Below are 23,372 nucleotides of genomic sequence, written 5' to 3' on the forward strand. Positions count from 1 at the left end.
GGGAGGACGTCAAGACAACGCCGTTGCGCTTTATCGTCTGTGAGTCTGTAGCCCGATGAGGAAACCCGTATGCAACTGACCGACTTCGATACGTTGACTTTCGACTGCTATGGGGCGTTGATCGACTGGGAGAGTGGCATCTTTTAAGGCTTGCGGCCGCTGCTGGAGCGTGTCGTGCCGCCGCTCACGCGTGACCAGGTGCTCGAAGCCCATGCGCGGCATGAGTCGTCGCAGCAGAAGTCCACGCCGCATCTGCGTTATCAGGAACTGCTGTCTATCGTCTACAAGCGTCTCGCCGAAGAATGGCGGGTGCCATGCACGCTCGCGGACTGTGCCGCATATGGCAAGTCCATCCGCAACTGGCCTGCGTTCGACGATTCCGCGCAGGCATTGCACTATCTGAAGCAGCACTACAAGCTCGTGATTCTGTCGAACGTCGATAATGAAAGCTTTAGCCATAGCAACGCGAAGCTGCAGGTCGAATTCGACGCGATCATCACGGCCGAAGATGTCGGTTCATATAAGCCGTCGCCGCGCAATTTCGAGTACATGCTGGAAAAACTCGGCGAACGGGGCATCGGCAAAGAAAAGATCCTGCACACCGCCGAGAGCCTCTTTCACGATCACAAGCCCGCGAACGAATTCGGCCTCGCGTCGTGCTGGATTTATCGCCGGCACGCGAAGCAGGGCTTTGGCGCGACGATGAATCCGGGCTCGCAGCCGAAGTTCGACTTCCGGTTCAACAGCATGGCCGATCTCGTGACCGCGCATCAGGACGCGTTGCAGCGGAAGTGACGCGGTGGCTGGTGATCTATTAGCGTCAGCGCCGCTGCCGCGGTCCCGTCGATGCGCGCACGATCAGTTCGGGTAACGGCCCAAGCACCATCGACGGCTGCTGCTCCGGCGTCTGGATCAGGCGGATCAGACTCTCGATCGACAACTCCGCGACCGCCGCGGTCTGGATCGCCACCGTTGTGAGGGCAGGGTGCACCTGGTGCGCGAGCTGAATGTCGGTGATGCCGATCACCGACACGTCGTCCGGCACCGCACGGCCAAGCGTGATCAAAGCCTGCGCAGCGCCGATCGCGAGCAGATCGTTGGTCGCGAAGATCGCGCTCAGTTGCGGCCGGTTCGACATCAGCTGCATGCAAGCGGCGTAGCCGGCGTCGATCGAGTCGCGAATCTGCAGCACGGCGGCGGCATCCGCTTCGATGCCGGCCGCGCGCATCGCCGCGCGAAAGCCGTTCGAGCGCGCATCCTGCAAGCCGCCGCAACCGTCGCCGATCAACAGACCAATCTCGCGATGGCCGAGTTCGAGCAGATGCCGCGCCGCCAACTCGCCCGCATGCGCGAAGTCCACCGCGATGCAGGGCAGCGCGGGTGGCGACTCCGGGTGCTCCCACATCGCCAGCAAAATCGGCGCACTGTGCGCGGCCGACGCGCACAGATCGTTGATCGTGATGTCCGTGTTCATCACGAGCACGCCGTCGGCGAGCGTGCCCGCGATCTGGTTCAGATACGCGCGGCCGATCTCGGCGTCGTCGTCGGTATTGCAAACCATCAGGAAGTGGCCGGATTTGCGCGCGGCGCGTTCCGCGGCCAGCACGAACTCGGGGTAGAACGGGTTCGAGATGTTCGACAACATCAGCGCGAGCGTCGACGAGCGCCCCTCGGCCAGTGCGCGCGCGTTCAGATTGGGCCGGTAGCCGAGATCGGCGATTGCCTTCAGCACGCGTTCGGCCGTTTCCGGGCGGACCTTCTCGCGATTGCGCAGCACGTTGGAGACGGTGGCGGCGGTAACGTGCGCGCGCTTCGCCACTTCGGACAGCGTGACCATTTTTTGGTTATCCCATATTTAGGGAATACGATTCAAATGTTGCAAGCGATCTGCGACGTTGATAAGTTTCTGGAAAAGACAGCGGAGACAACCCACCATGACTTTTTCCCTCGAACTCGAATTTAAGCGATTAAATGCTTGCCGCACAAGGGCTGGCCGTTTATTTTTTCAAGAAATTTAAGCGGTTAAATCGAACGGAGGCAGCATGGCGACCATTCGTCTCGCGGACGTGCAGAAGTCATACGGCGATCATCCGCCGGTGATCCGGCGCGTCAATCTGGAGATCACCCAGCACGAGTTCTGCGTCTTTCTGGGACCGTCGGGTTGCGGCAAGTCCACCTTGCTGCGGATGATCGCCGGCCTCGAAGATCTGAGCGAAGGCGAACTGCACATCGGCGGGCGGCTCGTGAACGACGTGCCCTCGGCGCAGCGCGGCGTGGCGATGGTGTTCCAGAGCTACGCGTTGTTCCCGCACATGACCGTGTTCGACAACATGGCGTTCGGCCTGAAGCTCGCGAAGCAACCGAAGGACGTGATCGAGCGCAAGGTGCGCGAAGCCGCACGCATTCTGCAACTGGAGAGCTTGCTCGAGCGCTATCCGAAAGCGCTCTCGGGCGGACAGCGACAGCGCGTCGCGATCGGCCGGGCCATCGTGCGCGAGCCGGGCGTGTTCCTGTTCGACGAACCGCTGTCGAATCTCGACGCCGCGCTGCGCGGCCAGACGCGCGTGGAAATCGCACGTCTGCATCAGCGCTTTGCGAATGCGAGCGTGGTCTACGTGACCCACGACCAGGTCGAAGCGATGACGCTCGCCGACCGCATCGTGCTGCTGCACGCCGGCGCGGACGCCGAGCGCTATGGCAGCATCGCGCAGACTGGCGCGCCGCTCGAGCTGTATCACCGTCCGAAGTCGCGCTTCGTGGCTGGCTTCATCGGCTCGCCGCGGATGAACTTCATCGACGCGACGGTCGAATCGGTCGGGCCCGGCAGCGTGACGGTGTCGCTCGCGCAAAGCGGCGAGAAGCTGATCGCCCACGTCGATGGCCAGCGTCTGCGGCGCGGACAGCCGGTCACGCTCGGCGTGCGGCCTGAGCATTTGCGGCTCGACGGCGACGAGCAGTTCGTTCAGTGCACGACAGTGCTCTCGGAGCGCCTCGGCGAACACAGCTATATTCACGCGGACCATGCAACGGGCACGCTGATCGCAAAGGCGCCCGGCGATTCGCCGATCGGCTCGGGCGAGCGCATCCGCATTCACGTTCCGCCTTGCGCGTGCCATCTGTTCGACGCGGAAGGCATCGCGTTGCGGCGGAGCATGTTCGAACCCGAACGCGTCGCCGCCTGAAAATAGTTAGGGTGCCGAACAAGTGACTATCAGATTCACCAAGCCAAATTCCGCCGCAGAGCGGGTTACTTCGCTGGCAGCCACCCGCTGTCAGTCAACAAGGTACTCAAGGAGACACAATATGATTGCTCATCGCCTTCGCCGTCTTGCCCAGGTGTCGATTGCGGCCGCCGTGGTGGCTGGCGCGTTAGCCAGCGTCACCGCCGACGCCGCCACGCTCAACGTCAACGTGTCGGCGCGCGGCAATCAGCGCTCCACATGGCAGGACGCGTTCGACAAGTTCAAGAAAGCCAATCCCGATGTCGATCTCAAGGTGACCTACATCACCGAAGAGGCGTACAAGGTGCAGATGGGCGGCTGGCTCGCCACCGATCCGCCGGATGTCGTGTCGTGGCACGACGGTGAACGGATGGCCTATTACGCGCAACGCGGCCTGCTCGAAGATCTGTCCTCCGACTGGGCCAAGAACGGCTGGTCGCAGCAGTACGCGTCGGTCAAGGAAGCATCGACGTACAAGGGCAAGCAGTACGCCGCGCCGCTAGGCTATGACGCTTATGGCTTCTTCTATCGCAAGGACCTGTTCGAGAAGGCCGGCATCAAGAGCGAGCCGAAAACCTGGGATGAGTTTCTCGAAGCCAACAAGAAGCTGAAGGCAATCGGCGTCGCGCCGATCGCCGTGGCCGCGCGCGACAGCTGGACGCTCGCCGCATGGTTCGACTATTTGAACCTGCGCATCAACGGCAATGCGTTCCATCAGAAGCTGATGGCAGGCGAGATTCCGTACACCGATCCGCGCGTGAAGAAGGTCTACACCACGTGGAGGACGCTGATCGACAACCACGACTATATCGACAACGCGCTCTCGTACGACCTCGATTCGATCGCGCCGTTTCTCGTGAACGGCAAGGCCGCGATGATGTTGATGGGCACGTTCTTCTCGGCGAGCATTCCACCGTCCCTCAAGGATCAGATCGGTTTCTTCCGCTTCCCGGTGATCGACGCCAACGTGCCGATGGCCGAGGACGGTCCCGTCAACGTGCTGCTGATTCCGGCAAAGGCGAAGAACAAGGCAGACGCGCGCAAGCTGCTCGCCTTCATGGAACAGCCGCAAATCAACGCCGATCTCGCGAAGGGCTGGGGTCAACTGCCGTCGAACAGCAAGGCGGCCGAGCCTGACGACGCGATCTCGAAAGTCGGCTTCCAGACGCTCGCGAATACGCAGGGCGGCATCGCGCAGTTCTACGACCGCGACATGCAGAAGGAAATGGCCGACGAAGGCATGAAGGCCATGCAGCAGTTCTACAGCGATCCGTCGCAACTCGACGCCGTGCTCGCCCGCCTCGAAGCGACGCGCAAGCGCATCTACCAGAAGTAAGTCCCGCAGCGCCGGCCGCGTAGTCGCGGCGGCCGGCGCTCGCCTTCGATTCCCGACGAGGCTCGATCCATGTCTCATTCCGCAGCGCGCCGCCTACCCGCGGCCCAGCACCGTCACGTCTCGACGACGCGCCGTCATCAGCATCGCGCCGCGTTTTTCTTTCTTCTGCCGGGCTGCGCGTTGTTCTGTCTGTGCGTGATCTACCCGATCATCAGCAGCATCTCGCTCAGTTTCTACAACTGGGATGGGATGACGCCGAAGACCTTCGCGGGTCTTTCCAACTACGTCGAGCTGTTTCATTCAGACACGTTCTACACGGCGCTGAAGAACAACCTGATCTGGCTCGCGCTGTTCCTGCTGGCGCCGCCGCTCGGCCTGCTGTTCGCGTTGTATCTGAACCAGCATACGCGTGGCATGCGTGTCGTGAAGTCGCTGTTCTTCGCGCCTTTCGTGCTCTCGGGCGTGGTGGTCGGTCTCGTGTTCAGCTGGTTCTACGACCCGAGCTTCGGCCTGTTGCGGCTGATCGTCGGCCGCGGCATTCCGGTGCTCGGCGATCCGCGCACGGTGACGCTCGGCATCATCTTCGCCGCGCTGTGGCCGCAAACGCCGTTCTGCATGGTGCTGTATCTCACCGGCCTCACGGGCATCAATCCCGAGGTGGTCGAGGCGGCGCGCATGGAAGGGGCGAAGGGCCTGCGTCTGCTGTGGCACGTGATCCTGCCGCAATTGCGGCCCGCCACCTTCATGGCGGTGGTGCTGACCGTGATCGGCGCGCTGCGCAGCTTCGACCTGATCGCGGTGATGAGCGGCGGCGGTCCGTTCGACAGTTCCACCGTGCTCGCCTATTACATGTACGACCAGGCCATCAAGTACTACCGCGAAGGTTATTCGGCCGCGATTGCGGTCGTGCTGTTCGCCATCATGCTCGTCTACATCGTGTTCCATTTGCGCCGCATGCTGCGCGAAGAACGCTGATTGCCCAGGAGTTACGTGTCATGTATCCGCTTCCCGTCGAACGCTGGAAACCGCTCAATCGCACGCTCTACAAAGCGTCGTTGCCGCTCGCCTTGCTGATCTGGCTGCTGCCGATGCTCGCCGTGCTCGTCACGTCGATCCGCTCGTCGGACGAGCTTTCGCGAGGCGACTACTGGACCTGGCCGAAGCATTTCGCGCTGCTCGAAAACTACGGCACCGCGCTCACGCAAACGCCGATGCTGCATTACTTCGCCAACAGCGTGCTGATCACGGTGCCCTCGGTGATCGGCGCGATCGTGCTGGCGTCGATGGCCGGCTTCGCATTGGCCACTTACCGCTTCCCCGGCAATACGGCGGTGCTGTTCGCATTCGTCGCCGGCAACTTCGTGCCGATCCAGATCCTGATGATTCCGGTGCGCGACATGGCGCTGAAGTTTGGTCTGTTCAACACCGTGTGGGCGCTGGTGATTTTCCATGTGTCGTTCCAGACCGGCTTTTGCACGCTGTTTCTGCGCAACTTCATCAAGCAGTTGCCGTTCGAGATGATCGAAGCGGCGCGCGTGGAAGGGGCGAGCGAATGGGCCATCTATCTGCGCATCGTGCTGCCGCTGATCCGGCCCGCGCTCGCGGCGCTCGGCATTCTGGTGTTCACCTTCGTCTGGAACGACTACTTCTGGGCGCTGTGCCTCACACAGGGCGACGAGGCCGCGCCGATCACCGTGGGCGTCGCCGCGCTCAAGGGGCAATGGACGACCGCGTGGAATCTGGTCGCGGCGGGCTCGGTGCTGGCCGCGTTGCCTTCCGTGCTGATGTTCTTCGCGATGCAGAGGCACTTCGTCGCCGGCCTGACCTTCGGTGCAAGCAAAGGCTGAGCACTTGCTCGACCCAACTCGTCAACTCATAACGAGACTTTCTCATGCAACTTGGTGTCTGTTACTACCCGGAACAATGGCCGCGCGCGATGTGGGCCGACGATGCGAAGCGTATGGCCGAACTCGGCATTACGCATGTGCGGATTGCCGAATTCGCGTGGAGCCGGATGGAGCCGCGCGCGGGCGTTTTCGAATGGCAATGGCTCGACGAAGCGGTCGAAACGCTCGCGGCAACGGGCCTGAAGCTGGTGCTCGGCACGCCGACCGCGTCGCCGCCGAAGTGGCTGATCGACACGCATCCGGACGTGTTGCCGGTGCGCGCAGACGGCACGCGCTGGAATTTCGGCTCGCGTCGTCACTACGACATTTCGAGCGAAACGTACCGGCGCGAATGCGTGCGCATCGTCGCTGCGATGGCGCGGCGTTACGGACGGCATCCGTCGATCGTCGCGTGGCAGACCGATAACGAACTCGGCTGTCACGAGACCGTGCCGAGCTATTCGGCCGCGGCGCTCGAGCGCTTCCACGCGTGGCTGCAGCGGCGCTATGAAACCGTCGCGTCGCTGAACGACGTGTGGGGCAACGTGTTCTGGAGCATGGAGTATCCGTCGTTCGACGCGATCGGCTTGCCGAACCTCACGCCGACCGACGCCAATCCAATCCATCTGCTCGACTTCCGCCGCTTCATGTCCGACGAGGTGGCGAGCTTCCACCGCGAGCAGATCGAAGTGTTGCGTGAGCATGCGCCGACGGCGGATCTGCTGCACAACTTCATGGGCTTCTTCACGACCTTCGATCACTACCGCTTCGCCGAAGACAATACACTCGACGTGGCGGCATGGGACAGCTATCCGATCGCGCGTACTGAATCGATCGCGCTGCCGGAAGAGCAGAAGGCACGTTTCGCGCGCACCGCGCATCCCGATGTATCCGCGTTCGACCACGACCGCTATCGCGCGATCGGCGCGGGACGTTTCTGGGTGATGGAGCAGCAGGCTGGTCCGGTCAACTGGGCGCCGTGGAATCCGGTGCCCGCGAAGGGCATGGTCCGGCTGTGGGCTTACGAAGCGTTTGCGCACGGTGCGGAACTGGTCTCTTATTTCCGCTGGCGCCAGTGTCCGTATGCGCAGGAACAGATGCACTCCGGCCTCAACCTGCCGAACAACGAACTGTCGCCGGGCGGCCTCGAAGTGCAGCAGGCGGCGCGCGAGATCGCGAACTCCGTGGCGCTGTCGACGCTCGGCGCGCCTGTGCGCGCGGCGACGGCGGTCGTGTTCGACTACGAGACGCAATGGATGTTCGAGATCCAGCGTCATGGCAAGACCTTCGACTACCAGACGCTGGCGTTCGATTACTACGAAGCGCTGCGCGAACTCGGGCTCGACGTGGATATCGTGTCGAGCCGCGCGGACCTTTCCGCGTATTGCCTCGTGGTCGTGCCGAGCATCGCGGTGATCGACGACGCGCTCGTCGATCAGATCGAACGTAGCAGCGCGCAATGGGTCTTCGGTCCGCGCAGCGGCTCCAAAACGGACGCGTTCGCCATTCCCGGCAACCTGCCGCCCGGCGCGTTGCAGCGCGTGTTGCCGATGCAGGTGCTGGAAGCCGAATCGCTGCGGCCGACGCTCACGCCCGCACTGTCGATCGACGGCACGCAGGGCGCGGCGATGCATTGGCGCGAGCATGTGCGCGCCAACGTCGAGACGCGCGTTGCCGCGCAATTCGACGATGCGTGGCCGGCGCTTCTCACGCACGGCAAGGTTAGGTACGTGGCGGGCTGGTTGTCTCACGCGTTGCATCGCACGGTGTTGCAGCAGGCGGCGCGCGACGCCGGTATCGACACGCAACTGCTCGCCGACGGTTTGCGCATTCGCCGGCGCGGCGGGCTGACCTTCGCGTTCAACTTCGGCCCGGAGCCGGTGCACGCGCCGGCGCCCGCTCAGGCGAGTTTCGTGCTCGGCGAGCCGCGCCTGGGTACCGGCGACGTCTGCGTATGGCAAGACGCTTGAAATTGGAAAGAGGGTGCAGTCGGAAGGTGATAACCGGAGGGTGAAACACAGGCGCTTCAAACCGGACCAGGCGGCCGTTGTCAGAGCCGCCATTCAATCGATGGAGGATGACAGATGAACCGAAGAGAAATGCTGGGATGGCTGGCCTCTGCCGCTGCGGCGGGCGTCGGCACGACGGTGGGCCTGCCCGTCGTCGCGGGGGAGCGGGAATCCGCAGCGCGTGGCGGCCGCTTTGCGATGGGCGCGGACGTCTCGACGCTGCTCGAACTCGAAGCGAACGGCGCGAAGTTCTACGAGCACGGCGAGCGGCTCGACTGTCTGCGGATTCTGAAGGACCATGGCGTCGACTCGATTCGTATCAAGGTCTGGAACGATCCTGGGAATCCGAACTATTTTCCGGCCAATCAGAGCCCCGCGGCCGGTTACAACAATGCCGAACATGCTCGCGTGCTGGCGCGCCGCGCTGCCGCACTCGGCATGCGCGTGCTGATCGACCTCCACTACAGTGACTGGTGGGCCGATCCGGGCAAGCAGTATCCGCCGCACGAGTGGGCCGGCAAGGACATCACGCAGACCTGCGCGCTGCTGTCCGAGTACACGTCGAATGTGCTGCAGATGCTCAAGCGCGACGGCGTTCATCCGGAGTGGGTGCAGATCGGCAACGAAATCACCGGCGGCATGCTGTGGCCGCTCGGCAAGTACGACCAGTTGGACAACCTCGCGCTGTTGTTGAAGGCCGGACATGACGCGGTCAAATCCGTCGACGAGCGCATCAAGGTGATGCTGCACATCGACAGCGGCGGCAACAACGCGACGAGCCGCTGGTGGTTCGACAGCGCGACGCAGCGCGGCGTCACGTTCGATGTGATCGGTCTGTCCTACTATCCGCAGTGGCAAGGTTCGCTGAGCGATCTGCAGAACAACGCGAACGATCTGGCGACGCGCTACGACAAGGACGTGATCGTGGTCGAGACCGCGTATCCGTGGACAACCAGCGACGGCGATTCGGAACCCAACTCGATGACCAACGTGGGGACCGCGACCTATCCGCAGACCCCGGCCGGCCAGGCGCAGTTTCTCGGCGCGGTGACGGATGTCGTGAAGGCGATTCCCGATGGACACGGCAAGGGCGTGTTCTGGTGGGAGCCGGAATGGATTCCGACGCCGAACGTTGGCTGGAAAGTCGGCGCGGGCGATCAGTGGGACAACAACACGCTGTTCGATTTTCACGGCAATGCGCTGCCGTCGCTGGACGCATTTCGCAGACGCTAGCACCGGCACAGGCACCTACATTCGCGGACGGCGTTTGCGTGCGCATTCGTGCCGTTCAACGCGGCGGGGCCGTCGAGCCCGCCGCGTTGACAGCAGGCCTCACTGCGCGGGTGCCTGCTCGTGCTTCTGCTTCACACACGCCGACGTGAACGCCATGCTGGCCTGATCGGGCGTCATATGGGGCGCGTCCGGGCTGAAGATCTTTTCGATGATGGCGTCGACCGACTGACGGTCGGCGGGGTCTTTGTAGTACCGGGCCGCCTGGTCCAGCGCCTGGGCCTTGGTCTTTTTGTGTGCGCGCCATGAAGCGACCTGGCCGGCAATATCGCCGATCGCGAAACATTGATCGCTGACTGTCTGTGCAACGGCCTGGGCGGCCGGTTGCGCGAGGCACGCCGCCAGCAGCGCGGATACGACTACGCGTTTCATTACCGGAATCCTGACTTGAGATGAGCGACGGCGCGGCGATAACGACATCCACCATCGCGGCGTCCGCACGGGCAAACAACGGCGTAGTTTATCGGGAAGTGACGTGTGCCGTTTTTTACCCGCTCACGCGTGCGCGGCGGAAATGAAAAAGCCGCCCATTGCGGCGGCTTCGAAGAATCAGTGGACCATCCAGCTTACGCGTTGCAGGGCGGCGCCGGCGCGGCGTCGAAACCGACACCGCAGCCAGCGCCCATGCAGACGCTCAATGCCCGAACGACTCAGTCTTCGACCCAGTCGTCGCCGCCACATGCGGCCGTGCCGCCTGCTTGAGCAGCAAAGCCACGCACGAAAGCAGGCCCGCCACCGCGACCGTCGCGAAGATGCCGCCGAACGTGAAGTGGCGGCGAGTCAGTTCGGCCACGAGGAACGAACCCGCGATCCCGCCGAAGCGCCCGATGCCGAGCATCCATGCCACGCCCGTGCCACGACCTTCGGTCGGGTAGAACGCGGCGGCGAGCGCGGGCATCGACGATTGCGCGGTATTCATCAACACGCCCGCGACGAACACGATGAACACCAGCGCGCCCACGTTGCCGGCCGCCTGGCCGATGAAATACACGCTCACCGCCGTCAGTGCATAGCAGGCCGCGATGATCCGGTTCGCGTTGAAGCGGTCCATCAGCACGCCGCACAGCACCGCGCCGACGCCGCCGAGCGGGAACAGCGCGGAAATCAGCGTCGCGCGCTGCGGAGTGAGGCCGGCATCCTTCAGCAGGATCGGCATCCAGTTGATCGACGCGTAGAAGATCACGAGGCCCATGAAGTAGGCCACCCAAAGCATCACCGAGCCGATGATGTACGAACGCGACAGCACGACGGCGAGGCCCTTGCCGCCGGTTTGCGGCGCGCTTTCGGTCATCGTGAAGGCGTTGGCGTGCACCGCGTCGCCCGAAATGCGCGAGAGCGCCGCGCGAATCCGCTCGGTCGGCTTGCGGTTCGCCACCATGTAGCGGACCGACTCCGGCATTTGCGACAGCAGCAGGATCAACAGCAACAGCGGTGTGGCGCCGCCGAGAAGCAGCACGCTGCGCCAGCCGAAATGCGGAATCATCCACGCGGCGAGAAAGCCGCCGAACGCCGCGCCGAGCGGAAAGCCGCAGAACATCAGGTTGATCAGGGTCGCGCGGCGGCGGTCCGGGCAATACTCGCCCATCATCGTCACGGCGTTCGGCATGGCCGCGCCGAGGCCGACGCCCGTAACGAAGCGCAGTATGGTCAATTGCTCGATGCCGGTCGAGAAGGCCGATGCGAGGCACATCGCGCCGAACAGCAGCACCGAGCCGATCAGCATCACGCGTCGACCGAGACGGTCCGACAGCGGGCCCGAAACGAGCGCCCCGCACGCGAGGCCGAACAGCGCCGCGCTCAGCACCGGCGCAAGCGCCGGCTTGGAGATGCCCCATTCGCCGATCAGCGAAGGCGCAATGAAGCCGATCGCCGCGGTGTCAAAACCGTCCAGCAGGACGATCACGAAGCACATGAAAAAAACCAGCCACTGGAACGGCGAAAAGGGATGTTCGTTGATGAAAGTTTGAACGTTCACAGCGGTGCTGCGGCTCATGATGGTCTCCTGATTGCAAAAGCGCTTGGAAACGCGCCTTTCCTTTTTTACGATCGTACGCCGTTTGGAAGCAGTACACGATGCCTGCGTCCGCCGCAAACCGGCTGTGCCGACGACGGCGCGGCGCACCGTGCCGCACGTACCTTGTCGTCGATGCGCCGCAATGCCATGTGACGCATGAAGGCCGGTACGCTCAGACGGTAAATAGTACCCGGACGGCCCGGCTGCCCGCCCCGCGCCGGATTCGCGATGCCGGGTGTCCTCGTGGCGCAAGTATCGCGGTGGCCGGGCGGGCCGGTCGCGCAGTAGCGCGGCCAACTGCCGCGAAGTCGGGACGCCCCGGCCTATGGCGCGTTTGTTCGCATATAGAACTGCGATTCTTTATACGAACATCGAACTGTAAGTAATCCGATAGCAATGGGTCAACGCGGGATTACCCGACACTGTCTACCGGGGTAGCAAAAGACTCAGGCGGTTCACGCGAGTTTTGCCGCGATCGCCTTGCCGACTTCGGTTGTGTTCGCGTTGCCGCCGAGGTCGCCGGTATGCGGGCCTTCGACCAGCGTTGCCTCGATCGCCGCGAGGATCGCATCGTGCGCGTCGCGCTCCTTGCCCGTGGAATTGCCGAGGAAGTCGAGCATCATCGCCGCGGACCAGATCATCGCGATCGGATTGGCGATGTTCCTGCCGGCGATATCGGGCGCCGAGCCGTGCACCGGTTCGAACAGCGATGGAAACTTGCGGTCCGGGTTCAGGTTGCCCGACGGCGCCAGGCCGATCGTGCCGGTGCAGGCGGGGCCGAGATCGGACAGGATGTCGCCGAACAGATTGGTCGCCACCACCACGTCGAAGCGATCGGGATTCAGCACGAAGCGCGCGCAGAGAATGTCGATGTGCTGCTTGTCCCACGTGACGTCGGGGTACTGCGCCGCGATGCCGGCCGCGCACTTATCCCACCAAGGCATGCTGATCGCGATGCCGTTGCTCTTCGTGGCGACCGTGATCTTCTTGCGCTCGCGGCGTTGCGCGAGATCGAACGCGAACTTCAGCACGCGCTCGCTGCCGTGGCGCGTGAAGACGGACTCCTGCAGCACGAATTCGCGCTCCGTGCCTTCGAACATCACGCCGCCCACCGACGAATATTCGCCCTCGGTGTTCTCGCGCACGATCCAGAAGTCGATGTCGCCCGCCTTGCGGCCCGCGAGTGGCGACGGCACGCCGGCGAAGAGCCGGGCAGGGCGCAGGTTGATGTACTGGTCGAATTCGCGGCGGAACTTCAGCAGCGAGCCCCACAGCGAGATGTGGTCGGGCACCGTGTCCGGCCAGCCAACCGCGCCGAACAGGATCGCATCGGCCGATTGCAACTGGGTCTTCCAGTCGTCCGGCATCATCTTGCCGTGCTTCGCGTAGTACGCGCAGCTCGCCCATTCGATGTGCTGATACTCGATTTCGATGCCGAAGCGCTGTTTCACCACGTCCAGCACGCGAATGGCTTCCGGCATGACTTCGACGCCGATGCCGTCGCCGGGTATGACCGCGATCCGATATTTTTTCGACATGTTGTGCTCCTTCGTTGGGATGTTCGACTGTTCAAAGACGCTTATTCTATTCCTGCTGCTGCGCATAAAATGACAGCTTTAGTTAAGCGACTGTGCACGATTCGTGTACAAAGAAGGACCTATGAACACCGTGCCGTCACCCGATCTCAACGATTTGCGCGTGTTTTGCGAAGTGGCGCGCAAATCGAGTTTCAGTGCGGCGGCGGAGGCCCTGTCGGTGTCCGCGGCCTATGTCAGCAAACGGATCAGTGTGCTCGAGACTACGCTCGGCACGCGCTTATTGCACCGGTCCACGCGGCGCGTCGCGATTACGGAGGCGGGCGAGCGCGTCTATACGTGGGCCGAAAAAATTCTCGACGATGTCGAGCAACTGGTGGAAGACGTGTCCACCACGCGCCGCCTTCCTGCCGGCAAGCTGCGCATTTCCAGCAGCCTCGGCTTTGGCCGCCGGTTCGTCGCGCCGGCGCTGGCCCGCTTCTCCGAGCGCTATGCGCAACTGAGCGTGCGGCTCGATCTGGTCGACCGGCTTGTCGACGTGGCGGGCGAAGGCTTCGACCTCGATATCCGCATCGGCGACGAGATCGCGCCGCATCTGATTGCGCGGCGGCTCGCGTCGAATCACCGCGTGCTGTGCGCGTCGCCTGAGTATGTGGCGCGGCACGGCGCGCCGCGTCAGCTTGCCGATCTGTCTTCGCATGCGTGCCTGGCGATCAAGGAGCGTGATCATCCGTTCGGTCTCTGGCGTTTACAGGTGCGTGGGGAAGCAACATCGATCAAGGTCACGGGGCCGCTGTCGACCAATCATGGCGAGGTCGCGGTGCAATGGGCGTTGGCTGGGCGCGGGATCGTGCTGCGGTCGATGTGGGATGTGCGGGCGCTCCTCGCGAACGGCCAGTTGCAGCAGGTTCTGCCTGAGGCTACGCAGCCGGCGAATGTGTGGGCGGTTTATCCGGCGCGGCTCGCGCAGTCGGCGAAGGTTAGGGTGTGCGTGGATTTTTTGAGTGCTGAGTTCGATGTTTTGGATCGCGCCGGCAACCCGTGAAAGCTTGTCGGGAACGAGTGCGAAGCGCGGAGGTTCAAGCCTCGATCTGGTTGCGCGGTGTGCGTCACGCATGTCGATATGCGGCGCGACACTTGCGCGCGCATGCATCCACAATAGCTGGATGCCCCACGTTCAACCCATGCGCTCCGCCGCCGCGGACAACGCAGCTCACGTAACCGTCGCGCGTCGAAACGTATCGCCCACACCAGCCTAACGCCCCGCGTTCAACTTGCGCCACAACGTCGTCTTGCTGATGCCGAGTGCGTCGCAGGCCGCATCGCGATCGCCGTCGTGGGCCGCGAGCGCGGCGCGGATCTGATCGGCTTCCACGTGGCGGCTGCGCTCGCGCAGCGTAAGCGCGGCCGGCGTCGCCGCGCGTGTATGGGCCTCGACGACTTCGGGCGCAACGTCGCGCAGCATCTCACGCGTGAGGACAATAATGCCTTCGTGCGGCGCGCCAGCATCGATGTCAGCGTCAGCGAGTTCAACAGCTATCCGCTCGATCACATTCTGTAATTCACGCACATTGCCTGGCCACGCATAACGTCGCAACGACGCGCCAAGTCCCGTAAGCACCCGTTCGGCGGCGGCCGCATCGGGCACGCGCGCCGCGAGCCGCGGTTCACGCGCCGCGGCCTGCCGCAGCAATTCGACGGCGAGCGGCAGCAGATCATCGGGACGTTCGCGCAACGGCGGCAGCGCGATGCTCAGAATGTTCAACCGGTAGTACAGATCGGCGCGAAAGCGCCCCGCTTCGATGCCCTCGGTCAGCGCGCGATGCGTCGCCGCGACGACCCGGATATCGACGCGCGTCGGCTCGGTCGAACCGAGCCGCACCACCTCGCGTTCCTGCAGCACACGCAACAGCCGGCTCTGCAACGACAGCGGCATTTCGCCGATTTCATCGAGAAACAGCGTGCCGCGGTGCGCAACTTCGATCAGCCCCGCCTTGCCGCCCTTGCGCGCGCCGGTGAACGCGCCTTCCTCGTAGCCGAACAGCTCGCTCTCCAGCAACGCCTCGGGAAACGCGCCGCAATTGATCGCGACGAACGCGAAGTCGCGCCGCGCGCTCAACTGATGCATGCTCTGCGCGACCATCTCCTTGCCGGTGCCGCTTTCGCCGAGAATCAGCACGGTTGCATCCGACCTCGCGTAGCGCTGCACGAGCGAGCGCACCCGTTGGATCGACGCCGATGCGCCGACGATATCCTCGAGCCGGTAACGCGCGGCGAACTGCTGCACACGCTGCCGCGCGCGCAACGTGCGATCGAGCCGCTCGACGGCGCGCGATTCCTGAAACGTCAGCACGGTGCCCGCCGCCGCGCTGCTGCTGGCAAGCGGCCCGCGATGCACGACGTAGCTCGCGCCGCGCACCGTGCAGAAGCTGTCGCCGTCCGCGTCCGGCAGGCTGCCGGCGAGATCGGGGGCAAGGTCGAGCAGCGCGCGCCCCGCGGCTTTTGCCGCGTCGATGCCGAGCATGCTGGCCAGACGCTGGTTCATCACTTCGACGCACCCTTGCGCATCGAGCGCGACGACGCCATCGCGCAGATGTTGCAGCAGATTGTCGAGCCGTTGACGGCGCACGGTTTCGCGGCGCGTCGCCTGCGCGACTTCGAGCGCGGTGTCGAAAGCGGCGCGCACCGACGCGCGCGAGTAGAGAAACACCGCGCCCATGCCAGCATTCGCGGCGAGGTCGGTGACGAGTCCGGGGCCGACCACCACATCGACGCCGCGATCGCTCAGGTCGAGCACGACGCCTTCCGCATCCTGCGCGGACTGATACGACGCGAACGTCACGTCGAGCGCATAGGCGGCCATGAAGCGCCGCACTTCTTCGGGCGTGTCGCCGTGTGTGACGAGACCGACGCGCGCGCCGTCGCGACGAGCGCGTGCGAGCGCATGCATCACGTCGAAACCGGTCGGGCTGATCCGCACGACAGGGACCGTCACGCGTGTTTTCAGATACGCACCGTTGGAGCCGCCCGCAATCACGACATCGGGACGGTTCGCGCCCGCGGCCTCGATCTCTCGCACGGCATCTTCGAAGCCGTGCGAGACGACGCGCAGATCCGCGCGTTCCACGTATTCGCCGGCGATGTCGAAAAACAGATCGCGCAGGCGGCTGATGCTCAGCGCCCAGATGCGCGGGCGCGGAGACGGTTCGAACAGAGGTGTGCTCAAGGCGGGCGGCTCGCGGCTGGATTGGAAAGTCCATCCATTATGCGCGCATTGATTTCCAATTTGAAATTGGAGTTTCATTTGTGAAATACTTGCTGAGCAAGGGCGGCGCGGCTGTCTCCTGTAAAATCAGGTACTTAGCGCTTGCAGACTGTGCTGGCCCGTTCTTTGCTCTTCAAGAGCCGATCAAACAGCCCACACTGTATTTGGAGAACAACTGATGAGCGAAGCAGACAACAGCACGACGAACGCGGGCGCATTCAAACCGAAGAAATCCGTCGCCCTGTCGGGCGTAACGGCGGGCAACACCGCGCTGTGCACGGTCGGCAAGACCGGCAATGACTTGCACTACCGCGGCTACGACATTCTCGACATCGCGAGCGCGTGCGAATTCGAAGAGATCGCGTATCTGCTGGTCCACGAAAAGCTGCCGACCCAGGCCGAACTGACCGCCTACAAGACGAAGCTCAAAGGCTTGCGCGGCCTGCCCGCGAACGTCAAGGCCGCGCTCGAATGGATCCCCGCCGCCGCGCATCCGATGGACGTGATGCGCACCGGCGTGTCGGTGCTCGGCACCGTGCTGCCGGAGAAGGACGATCACAACCTGTCGGGCGCGCGCGACATCGCCGACAAGCTGATGGCCTCGCTCGGTTCGATGCTGTTGTACTGGTACCACTACTCGCACAACGGCAAGCGCATCGAGGTGGAAACCGACGACGATTCGATCGGCGGTCACTTCCTGCATCTGCTGCACGGCGTGGAACCGTCGAAGTCGTGGGTCGACGCGATGCACGTGTCGCTGAACCTGTACGCGGAGCATGAGTTCAACGCGTCGACCTTCACCGGCCGCGTGATCGCGGGCACGGGCTCGGACATCCATTCGGCGATCACCGGCGCGATCGGCGCGCTGCGCGGCCCGAAGCACGGCGGCGCCAATGAGGCCGCGTTCGAGATCCAGTCGCGCTACCAGACGCCTGACGAAGCCGAGGCGGACATCCGCCGCCGGGTCGAGAACAAGGAAGTGGTGATCGGCTTCGGCCATCCGGTGTACACGATCTCCGACCCGCGCAACAAGGTCATCAAGGAAGTCGCGAAGAAGCTCTCGAAGGAAGCGGGCAACACCAAGCTGTTCGCGATTGCCGAGCGGCTCGAATCGGTGATGTGGGAAGCGAAGAAGATGTTCCCGAATCTGGACTGGTTCAGCGCGGTTTCGTATCACATGATGGGCGTGCCGACGGCGATGTTCACGCCGCTGTTCGTGATCTCGCGCACGGCCGGCTGGAGCGCGCACATCATCGAGCAGCGCATCGACAACAAGATCATCCGGCCGAGCGCGAATTACACCGGACCCGACGACCTGCCGTTTGTGCCGCTCGCAAAACGCGTCTAACGATGGCCGACCAGGCATCTACGAGCCGTTGAACGCGTACCAGCAGTCAAGCCGCGCAAGCGTTTCTCCTCCGTTGCGTCCTCGAAAGTTGATGCAATGAACTTGGGCCCTGGCTCACCGACACCCGGAGCCAGGGCTGCTTTTTGCAGCGACGACTGAAGCAGTTGCCCGAGCAGCCGCTCGTGCGACGTGTTCAATCAGGCGGCCGCGAACCAGCGAGCTAAACTACACACATTGTCTGACCGGCCCGCCCCAAAAGCGAAAAGCCGCCGCTGATCGCGATCGACGCCCGCTCATTACTTTATTTGTTCCCCACGCCATGAATACTGCAAACCGCAAACGCCTTCCGGGCACCCAGCTCGATTTCTTCGATACGCGCGCCGCGGTCGACGCGATCCAGCCCGGCGCCTACGACAAACTGCCGTACACGTCGCGCGTGCTGGCCGAAAACCTCGTGCGCCGCTGCGATCCGGCGATGTTGACCGCGTCGCTCAAGCAGATCATCGAGCGCCAGCGCGAACTGGACTTCCCGTGGTTCCCGGCGCGCGTGGTGTGTCACGACATTCTCGGCCAGACCGCGCTGGTCGACCTCGCCGGCCTGCGCGATGCGATTGCCGCGCAAGGCGGCGACCCGGCACTGGTCAATCCGGTGGTGCCGACACAACTCGTGGTCGACCATTCGCTCGCGGTCGAATGCGGCGGTTTCGATCCGGATGCGTTCGCGAAGAACCGCGCGATCGAAGACCGGCGCAACGAAGACCGCTTCGATTTCATCAACTGGACCAAGCGCGCGTTCAAGAACGTCGATGTGATTCCGCCGGGCAACGGCATCCTGCATCAGATCAACCTGGAGCGCATGAGCCCGGTGGTGCAGGTGAAAGACGGCGTGGCGTTCCCCGATACGCTGGTCGGCACCGACTCGCATACGCCGATGGTGGACGCGCTCGGCGTGATCGCGATCGGCGTGGGCGGCCTCGAAGCGGAAAGCGTGATGCTGGGCCGCGCGTCGTATATGCGGCTGCCGGACATCGTCGGCGTGGAACTGACGGGCAAGCCGGGCGAGGGCATCACGGCGACCGACGTAGTCCTTTCGCTGACCGAATTCCTGCGCAAGGAAAAGGTGGTCGGCGCGTACCTCGAATTCTATGGCACGGGCACCGCGAAACTCACGCTCGGCGACCGCGCGACCATTGCCAACATGGCGCCCGAATTCGGCGCGACGGCCGCGATGTTCTACATCGACGAGCAGACCATCAAGTATCTGAAGCTCACCGGCCGCGACGACGAACTCGTCAAGCTGGTGGAGACGTATGCGAAGGAAACGGGCTTGTGGGCCGACACGCTGAAGCACGCCGAGTATGAACGCGTGCTGAAGTTCGATCTGTCCAGCGTGGTGCGCACGCTCGCCGGGCCGTCGAATCCGCATCGCCGCTTGCCGGTATCCGAATTGGCGGCGCGCGGCATCAGCGGGAAGGTGGAGAACGAGCCGGGGCTGATGCCTGACGGCGCGGTCATCATCGCCGCGATCACCAGTTGCACGAACACCAACAATCCGCGCAACATGATCGCCGCCGGCCTGCTGGCGCGCAACGCGAACCGGCGCGGACTGACCCGCAAGCCGTGGGCGAAGACCTCGCTCGCGCCGGGCTCGAAAGCGGTCACGCTGTATCTCGAAGAGGCGGGTCTGCTGCCCGAGCTGGAGACGCTGGGCTTCGGCGTGGTCGCGTATGCGTGCACGTCGTGCAACGGCATGTCCGGCGCGCTCGATCCGGTAATCCAGAAGGAAGTCGTCGAGCGCGATCTGTATGCGACCGCCGTGCTGTCCGGCAACCGCAACTTCGACGGCCGGATCCATCCGTATGCGAAGCAGGCGTTTCTCGCGTCGCCGCCGCTCGTGGTCGCCTATGCGATTGCGGGCACGATCCGCTTCGACATCGAGAAGGACGTGCTCGGTATCGACGCCGACGGCCATGCCGTCACGCTGAAGGACATCTGGCCGTCGGACGAGGAAATCGACGCGATCGTCGCCTCGAGCGTGAAGCCGGAGCAGTTCCGCAAGGTCTACGAGCCGATGTTCGCGGTGTCCGTCGACACGGGCGAGAAAGCCAATCCGCTGTACGACTGGCGCGAGATGAGCACCTACATTCGCCGTCCGCCGTATTGGGAAGGCGCGCTGGCCGGCGAGCGCACGCTCAAGGGCATGCGGGCGCTGGCGGTGCTCGGCGACAACATCACGACCGACCACCTGTCGCCGTCCAACGCGATTCTGCTGGACAGCGCGTCGGGCGAATACCTCGCGAAAATGGGCCTGCCTGAAGAGGACTTCAATTCCTACGCGACGCATCGCGGCGATCACCTGACCGCGCAGCGCGCGACGTTCGCGAACCCGACGCTGAAGAACGAGATGGTGCTCGAAGACGGCAAGGTGAAGGCCGGTTCGCTCGCGCGCATCGAGCCCGAGGGCAAGGTCACGCGCATGTGGGAAGCGATCGAAACCTACATGGAGCGCAAGCAGCCGCTGATCGTGATTGCCGGGGCCGACTACGGCCAGGGTTCGTCGCGCGACTGGGCGGCCAAGGGCGTGCGCCTGGCGGGCGCGGAGGCGATCGTCGCGGAAGGATTCGAGCGCATTCACCGCACGAACCTGGTGGGCATGGGTGTGTTGCCGCTCGAGTTCAAGGCGGGGGTGAATCGCATCACGCTCGGCATCGACGGGACGGAAACGTTCGATGTGATCGGCCAACGCAAGCCGCGTGCGGATTTGACGCTGGTGATCCACCGCAGGAATGGCGAGCGCGTCGAGGTGCCGGTGACGTGCCGGCTCGACACGGCTGAAGAGGTTTCCATCTACGAAGCCGGCGGCGTGTTGCAGCGCTTTGCGCAGGACTTTCTGGAGTCGTCGAAGGCGGCGGCTTGAAACGGCTTCGGTCGACGCGATTTGATTGAGTCGCCTGAATCCGCCGGAGCGGGCGATTCAGCGATGAACGTAACGTAACGCAGCACAGGGCGGTATGGCCTCGCAAGCCATGCCGCCTGCTCACTTCAGGACACGACTTTCATGGCCCATAAACCGCAGATCAAGATTCCGGCCACCTACATGCGTGGCGGCACCAGCAAAGGTGTGTTTTTCCGCCTGCAGGATTTGCCCGAGGCGGCCCAAACGCCCGGCGCCGCGCGCGACGCGCTGCTGATGCGCGTGATCGGCAGCCCCGACCCATACGGCAAGCAGATCGATGGCATGGGCGGCGCGACGTCGAGCACCAGCAAGACGGTGATCGTCGCTAAAAGCAGCCGGCCCGGTCACGACGTGGACTATCTGTTTGGCCAGGTGTCGATCGATAAAGCCTTCGTCGACTGGAGCGGCAATTGCGGCAACCTGTCCGCCGCGGTCGGTCCGTTCGCGATCAGCGCGGGTCTGGTCGACGCGAGCCGCATTCCGCGCGATGGCGTGGCCACCGTGCGCATCTGGCAGGCCAACATCGGCAAGACGATCATCGGACACGTGCCGATGACCGGTGGCGCCGTGCAGGAAACCGGCGACTTCGAACTCGACGGCGTGACCTTTCCCGCAGCGGAGGTGCAGCTCGAATTCATGGACCCGGCAGCGGAAGAAGAGGGCGCGGGCGGCTCGATGTTCCCCACCGGCAATCTGGTCGACGATCTAGAAGTGCCGGGCGTCGGCACGCTGAAGGCGACCATGATCAACGCGGGCATTCCGACCATCTTCGTGAACGCGCAGGCGATCGGCTACACGGGCACGGAGTTGCAGGACGCCATCAATAGCGATGAGAAAGCACTGGCGATGTTCGAGACCATTCGTGCGCACGGCGCGCTGCGCATGGGCCTCATCAAGCATCTCGACGAGATCGCGACGCGGCAGCATACGCCGAAGATCGCTTTCGTCGCGAAGCCGGCCGATTACGTGGCGTCGAGCGGCAAGCGCGTCGGCGCGGCCGACGTCGATCTGCTGGTGCGCGCGATGTCGATGGGCAAGCTGCATCACGCGATGATGGGCACGGCGGCGGTGGCGATCGGCACGGCGGCGGCGATTTCGGGCACGCTCGTGAATCTGGCGGCCGGCGGCGGCGAGCGTGAGGCGGTGCGCTTCGGGCATCCGTCGGGCACGTTGCGGGTGGGCGCGCAAGCGAGTCAGAACGATGGCGAGTGGACGGTGACCAAGGCCATGATGAGCCGTAGCGCAAGAGTGTTGATGGAGGGATGGGTGCGGGTTCCGCAGGAGGGGTGAGGGTCGTGCGGTGTTGAGGCGTGTCGTCGCCACGGTCATGGAGGGAACCATGAAAGTCAAAAGGATCGTCGCGAATATCAGCACGCAGGCGGTGGATGATGCGAAGCGCTTCTACCAGCAGATATTCGGTCTCGAGTTGCTGATGGATCATGGCTGGATTGCCACGTACGGTTCGTCCGAAAAGATGGATGTGCAGATCAGTATCGCTTCGCAAGGAGGATCGGGTACGCCTACGCCTGACCTGTCGATCGAAGTGGACGATATTGCCGTCGCGCTTGAGCGCGTGAAGGCGGCGGCGATTCCGGTCGAATATGGTCCGGTCGACGAACCGTGGGGTGTGCGGCGGTTTTATGTCCGCGATCCGTTCGGCAAGCTTGTCAATGTGCTTGCTCATCTTTGATGCGCTATCGATGTCCATCAAAGTAAGCGGCACGGAAGGCTATGCGGAACAAGCGCAAGCTCTGGTCGAGCAATGGCAGAGCATTTCGTTCGCCGACCAGCACCGGTCAGTCCTGCACCTCATACCGGACGCCTCGTCGAGAATTCTCGACATCGGTTCCGGGTTGGGGACTGATGCGGCCGCATTCGCCGCGATGGGGCACACGGTGGTAGCCGTTGAGCCGGTCGACGCACTGCGTACTGCGGGAATCGATCTGCATTCGTCGCCGCGCATCGAGTGGATCGACGATAGCTTGCCCGACCTCGCTATCCTGCTTTCGCGGCGCGAGACATTTGATGTGGTCATGCTCACGGCCGTATGGATGCACCTCGATGAGCAACAGCGCCGCCGGGCAATGCCTAACGTGAGTTCTCTTGTGTGCGAGGGCGGCGTGTTGATTATGTCTTTGCGACACGGGCCCGTTCCATATGGCCGCCGCATGTTTGACGTCACGCCTGAAGAGACGATCCAACTTGCGGCCAGCGAGGGTTTGCAAGTCGTGCAGCGTTTGCATACCGAGTCAGTTCAGCAGTCCAATCGGAATATGGGCGTGAGCTGGACGCGATTAGCGTTTGAGCAACGCTCCTGGATGATCGCAATGTCAGCTGGCTTCGGCGCGAATTACGTATCCACGCCTGGACCGCAGCAGCGGCCGCAAAAAGCTCAATAATTTGCCGGCGTGGCATGAACGATCGACGAATCTAATCATTGCGGACTGGCAAAAAAGCGCGGGCCGGGACGGTCATCATCCATCCCGGCCCGGCTTTCAAACCAACGCGGCTA

17 protein-coding genes and 1 pseudogene are annotated in these 23,372 nt (G+C 63.6%); 13 read left to right on the plus strand and 5 right to left on the minus strand.

Features of this window, described 5'->3' with window-relative positions:
* Positions 1-69 precede the first annotated feature (69 nt).
* Positions 70-795 (plus strand): annotated as a pseudogene (locus P0D89_RS30450) (haloacid dehalogenase type II).
* A 25-nt stretch (positions 796-820) separates the two neighbouring features.
* On the opposite strand, the gene P0D89_RS30455 reads toward P0D89_RS30450, so the two are convergent.
* On the minus strand, positions 821-1,837 hold the full coding sequence (locus tag P0D89_RS30455; protein ID WP_408368520.1) for a LacI family DNA-binding transcriptional regulator: 1,017 nt from the start codon (positions 1,835-1,837) through the stop codon (positions 821-823).
* 205 nt (positions 1,838-2,042) lie between these two features.
* Here P0D89_RS30455 and P0D89_RS30460 point away from each other — a divergent pair, with 205 nt between their 5' ends.
* The 6 genes from P0D89_RS30460 to P0D89_RS30485 all read left to right on the plus strand — a co-directional run bounded on the left by P0D89_RS30460 (position 2,043) and on the right by P0D89_RS30485 (position 9,685).
* A complete protein-coding gene (locus P0D89_RS30460) occupies positions 2,043-3,182 on the plus strand; it encodes an ABC transporter ATP-binding protein (protein ID WP_408368518.1) in 1,140 nt (379 codons plus the stop codon).
* A 121-nt stretch (positions 3,183-3,303) separates the two neighbouring features.
* Positions 3,304-4,557: an ABC transporter substrate-binding protein gene (locus tag P0D89_RS30465; protein ID WP_408368516.1), complete on the plus strand. Its 1,254-nt coding sequence runs from the start codon at positions 3,304-3,306 to the stop codon at positions 4,555-4,557.
* 69 nt (positions 4,558-4,626) lie between these two features.
* A complete protein-coding gene (locus tag P0D89_RS30470; RefSeq protein WP_408368514.1) occupies positions 4,627-5,532 on the plus strand; it encodes a carbohydrate ABC transporter permease in 906 nt (301 codons plus the stop codon).
* 20 nt (positions 5,533-5,552) lie between these two features.
* The gene (locus P0D89_RS30475) at positions 5,553-6,404 is read left to right on the plus strand and encodes a carbohydrate ABC transporter permease (protein WP_408368512.1); all 852 of its coding nucleotides are present in this window, start codon (positions 5,553-5,555) and stop codon (positions 6,402-6,404) included.
* Between the two features lie 44 nt (positions 6,405-6,448).
* Positions 6,449-8,413 (plus strand): beta-galactosidase, encoded by a 1,965-nt coding sequence (locus tag P0D89_RS30480; protein WP_408368510.1) that lies wholly within the window; start codon positions 6,449-6,451, stop codon positions 8,411-8,413.
* A 114-nt stretch (positions 8,414-8,527) separates the two neighbouring features.
* Positions 8,528-9,685: a glycoside hydrolase family 53 protein gene (locus P0D89_RS30485; protein ID WP_408368508.1), complete on the plus strand. Its 1,158-nt coding sequence runs from the start codon at positions 8,528-8,530 to the stop codon at positions 9,683-9,685.
* Between the two features lie 99 nt (positions 9,686-9,784).
* Here the strand turns inward: P0D89_RS30485 and P0D89_RS30490 are convergent, their stop codons facing one another.
* The 3 genes from P0D89_RS30490 to P0D89_RS30500 form a co-directional block, all read right to left on the minus strand.
* Entirely contained in the window at positions 9,785-10,114 is a 330-nt protein-coding gene (locus tag P0D89_RS30490; protein ID WP_408368506.1) for a hypothetical protein, read from the minus strand.
* Between the two features lie 262 nt (positions 10,115-10,376).
* Positions 10,377-11,735 carry an MFS transporter gene (locus P0D89_RS30495; RefSeq protein WP_408368504.1) on the minus strand — a complete coding sequence of 453 codons (1,359 nt, stop codon included), beginning with the start codon at positions 11,733-11,735 and terminating at the stop codon, positions 10,377-10,379.
* Positions 11,736-12,211: 476 nt separating this feature from the next.
* Entirely contained in the window at positions 12,212-13,294 is a 1,083-nt protein-coding gene (locus P0D89_RS30500) for a tartrate dehydrogenase (RefSeq protein ID WP_408368502.1), read from the minus strand.
* Between the two features lie 121 nt (positions 13,295-13,415).
* Between P0D89_RS30500 and P0D89_RS30505 the strand changes: the two genes are divergently transcribed.
* Positions 13,416-14,336, plus strand: a complete 921-nt coding sequence (locus P0D89_RS30505) for a LysR substrate-binding domain-containing protein (RefSeq protein WP_408368500.1) — start codon at positions 13,416-13,418, stop codon at positions 14,334-14,336.
* Between the two features lie 210 nt (positions 14,337-14,546).
* Here P0D89_RS30505 and prpR read toward each other — a convergent pair whose 3' ends face one another.
* Positions 14,547-16,517, minus strand: coding sequence for a propionate catabolism operon regulatory protein PrpR (prpR, locus tag P0D89_RS30510; protein WP_408368498.1), 1,971 nt, complete (start codon positions 16,515-16,517; stop codon positions 14,547-14,549).
* A 217-nt stretch (positions 16,518-16,734) separates the two neighbouring features.
* Between prpR and prpC the strand changes: the two genes are divergently transcribed.
* The 5 genes from prpC to P0D89_RS30535 all read left to right on the plus strand — a co-directional run bounded on the left by prpC (position 16,735) and on the right by P0D89_RS30535 (position 23,259).
* Positions 16,735-17,904, plus strand: coding sequence for a bifunctional 2-methylcitrate synthase/citrate synthase (gene prpC / locus P0D89_RS30515; RefSeq protein WP_408377624.1), 1,170 nt, complete (start codon positions 16,735-16,737; stop codon positions 17,902-17,904).
* Positions 17,905-18,223: 319 nt separating this feature from the next.
* Positions 18,224-20,821 carry a Fe/S-dependent 2-methylisocitrate dehydratase AcnD gene (gene acnD, locus P0D89_RS30520; protein WP_408361856.1) on the plus strand — a complete coding sequence of 866 codons (2,598 nt, stop codon included), beginning with the start codon at positions 18,224-18,226 and terminating at the stop codon, positions 20,819-20,821.
* Between the two features lie 141 nt (positions 20,822-20,962).
* Entirely contained in the window at positions 20,963-22,150 is a 1,188-nt protein-coding gene (prpF, locus tag P0D89_RS30525; RefSeq protein WP_408361855.1) for a 2-methylaconitate cis-trans isomerase PrpF, read from the plus strand.
* Positions 22,151-22,199: 49 nt separating this feature from the next.
* Complete coding sequence (locus P0D89_RS30530; protein WP_408361854.1) at positions 22,200-22,550, plus strand: VOC family protein; 351 nt, start codon at positions 22,200-22,202, stop codon at positions 22,548-22,550.
* Between the two features lie 10 nt (positions 22,551-22,560).
* Positions 22,561-23,259 (plus strand): class I SAM-dependent methyltransferase, encoded by a 699-nt coding sequence (locus P0D89_RS30535; RefSeq protein ID WP_408361853.1) that lies wholly within the window; start codon positions 22,561-22,563, stop codon positions 23,257-23,259.
* Positions 23,260-23,372 lie beyond the last annotated feature (113 nt).

The organism is Paraburkholderia sp. RL18-085-BIA-A (assembly GCF_046027075.1).
Classification (GTDB): domain Bacteria; phylum Pseudomonadota; class Gammaproteobacteria; order Burkholderiales; family Burkholderiaceae; genus Paraburkholderia.

Bases quoted from the DNA above. Each gene is read 5' to 3' on its own strand.
- P0D89_RS30490 (WP_408368506.1), bottom strand. From the start codon at position 10,114: ATGAAACGCGTAGTCGTATCCGCGCTGCTGGCGGCGTGCCTCGCGCAA.
- P0D89_RS30460 (WP_408368518.1), top strand. From the start codon at position 2,043: ATGGCGACCATTCGTCTCGCGGACGTGCAGAAGTCATACGGCGATCAT.
- prpF (WP_408361855.1), top strand. From the start codon at position 20,963: ATGGCCCATAAACCGCAGATCAAGATTCCGGCCACCTACATGCGTGGC.
- P0D89_RS30530 (WP_408361854.1), top strand. From the start codon at position 22,200: ATGAAAGTCAAAAGGATCGTCGCGAATATCAGCACGCAGGCGGTGGAT.
- P0D89_RS30455 (WP_408368520.1), bottom strand. From the start codon at position 1,837: ATGGTCACGCTGTCCGAAGTGGCGAAGCGCGCGCACGTTACCGCCGCC.
- P0D89_RS30535 (WP_408361853.1), top strand. From the start codon at position 22,561: ATGTCCATCAAAGTAAGCGGCACGGAAGGCTATGCGGAACAAGCGCAA.
- P0D89_RS30470 (WP_408368514.1), top strand. From the start codon at position 4,627: ATGTCTCATTCCGCAGCGCGCCGCCTACCCGCGGCCCAGCACCGTCAC.
- P0D89_RS30495 (WP_408368504.1), bottom strand. From the start codon at position 11,735: ATGAGCCGCAGCACCGCTGTGAACGTTCAAACTTTCATCAACGAACAT.
- P0D89_RS30465 (WP_408368516.1), top strand. From the start codon at position 3,304: ATGATTGCTCATCGCCTTCGCCGTCTTGCCCAGGTGTCGATTGCGGCC.
- P0D89_RS30505 (WP_408368500.1), top strand. From the start codon at position 13,416: ATGAACACCGTGCCGTCACCCGATCTCAACGATTTGCGCGTGTTTTGC.
- P0D89_RS30480 (WP_408368510.1), top strand. From the start codon at position 6,449: ATGCAACTTGGTGTCTGTTACTACCCGGAACAATGGCCGCGCGCGATG.
- acnD (WP_408361856.1), top strand. From the start codon at position 18,224: ATGAATACTGCAAACCGCAAACGCCTTCCGGGCACCCAGCTCGATTTC.
- prpC (WP_408377624.1), top strand. From the start codon at position 16,735: ATGAGCGAAGCAGACAACAGCACGACGAACGCGGGCGCATTCAAACCG.
- P0D89_RS30475 (WP_408368512.1), top strand. From the start codon at position 5,553: ATGTATCCGCTTCCCGTCGAACGCTGGAAACCGCTCAATCGCACGCTC.
- P0D89_RS30485 (WP_408368508.1), top strand. From the start codon at position 8,528: ATGAACCGAAGAGAAATGCTGGGATGGCTGGCCTCTGCCGCTGCGGCG.
- P0D89_RS30500 (WP_408368502.1), bottom strand. From the start codon at position 13,294: ATGTCGAAAAAATATCGGATCGCGGTCATACCCGGCGACGGCATCGGC.